The following is a 1,644-nucleotide window of genomic DNA, read 5'->3' as shown; positions in this document are numbered from 1 at the left end:
GTCAAGAGCAAATAATTATTCATATCCGAACGGAAATAGAAACGACCAACCTTAACCCATTCATTGTTTTTCTGACTACCATCAACATATAAATACTGTGGACCAGTTTGACCGCGTACTAAATTATACCAAGCCCGCGTCGTTGTATAGGCATAATTTGGCACATGAACATACAGATCATACTCGCCATCAGTCGGGATATTGAATCGCCACTCGGCTTGCGCCATCCGATTGGTTGCTGAATAAAATAAATAGTTATTGTAACCAAGTACCGGATTGCTCGGCTGCTGATAACCCGTTACCCTAGTCCAATTTTGGTCTGGTTCAAAATAAACAGCTCCACTAGTATGACGATTATAGTTGTGACAATAAATGGCAAAACTACCAGACAATGATCGATTGTTAGCAATGAACTCCATAGGATCATACTTATGAATGGGCAGCTCATCATAATAACCATAGCCCAAGGGGTTGCTCGCGTCATAACTAGACCAACACTCCAGATGTAAATGTGGACCACTACCACTGGGAATCTCACCGACCGTACCAATTTGCCATCCTTTTTGTACAGTGGTTTGGTGGCAAATGATTTGCTCGTAAGAGAGAAAATCACCACCACCTTGAATAAAGATCTCCTGCAAGTGGGCAAAAAGAAAATAAACAATACTTTTCTTGGTACCATCGGGAAACTGATAATAGTAACCCCCAGGTGCTTTAAAGCTGATAACTAAACACTTGCCCCAACCGCTGGCATTATCATTCTTATAAACAACAACACCATTGCTTGGTGCGTAAATAGTCTCGCCTAAATCACCACCCTTTTTATTGAGATCAGCACCAGCGTGAAATTTGTTAGCTAGATACAATACCGAACCAAAGGGTTGAGCATCATACCAATTTTGCGTAAAATTTGGATAACCAACCGGATAATTAAAGCCGTTCTCATTACAAATACCACCAGTTAATTCAAAGACAATGGGTTGACTGTCGGTATAGCCAGAATAATTATAAGCCCTTACTTGGTACTGATATGTTTTACCAACAACCACATTACTGTCAAAATATTGACGTATGTTTCTATCACGGATATCGGCCAACCAATAATTATCGCGAAAGATTTTAAATTCATCCGTATACTGATCATTACTAACCCACGATAAAGTAATATGCTGATTATCATTACTCTGAGCTTGTAAATTAGTTGGCGCTTGGGGTAGTGGTTGAGTAACAACGGAAAAACTATGCGTCAAAGGTGTGGGATCAAGTAAACCTTCAGCATCACGAGCTGTTACTGTTAAGGTGTGACTACCAAGTCCAGCATACCAAGTAAAAACAGTATCCTGACACCAAATATCTTGACTATTAGTACCACTGATTATTACGTGATAAAACAAATCTTCAACAGCGGTATTATCGTCACTACTACGCCAATAAAACGTGATCACATCGGCTAAGTACTGACCCTGCGGCTGTTCAACCCATATCATATTGGGTGGTTGGTTAACTGGCGGACCGCCGGTTGATACTAAATATCCTTGAATTCCTTCATCCAGATAGCCCTGACCGATCAGTTGATTTGCTGCTAGCTGACTGATTGTATAAGCGTGATCGTCCAGTATTGGATGATAAAGTCGTCGCCAGCCA

The 1,644-nt window shown here is 40.8% G+C and carries 1 protein-coding gene; it reads right to left on the bottom strand.

Annotated features, from left to right (window positions below; translation table 11 throughout):
• A partial coding sequence (locus COX77_01440; protein PIZ99472.1) for a hypothetical protein occupies positions 1 to 1,644 on the bottom strand: 1,644 nt, incomplete at both ends.

This window comes from Candidatus Komeilibacteria bacterium CG_4_10_14_0_2_um_filter_37_10 (genome assembly GCA_002793075.1).
GTDB lineage: Bacteria > Patescibacteriota > Patescibacteriia > UBA1558 > UBA1558 > UM-FILTER-37-10.
The sequence above is the reverse complement of the archived record's forward strand: the minus strand, read 5'-3'. Positions and strand labels throughout refer to the sequence as shown.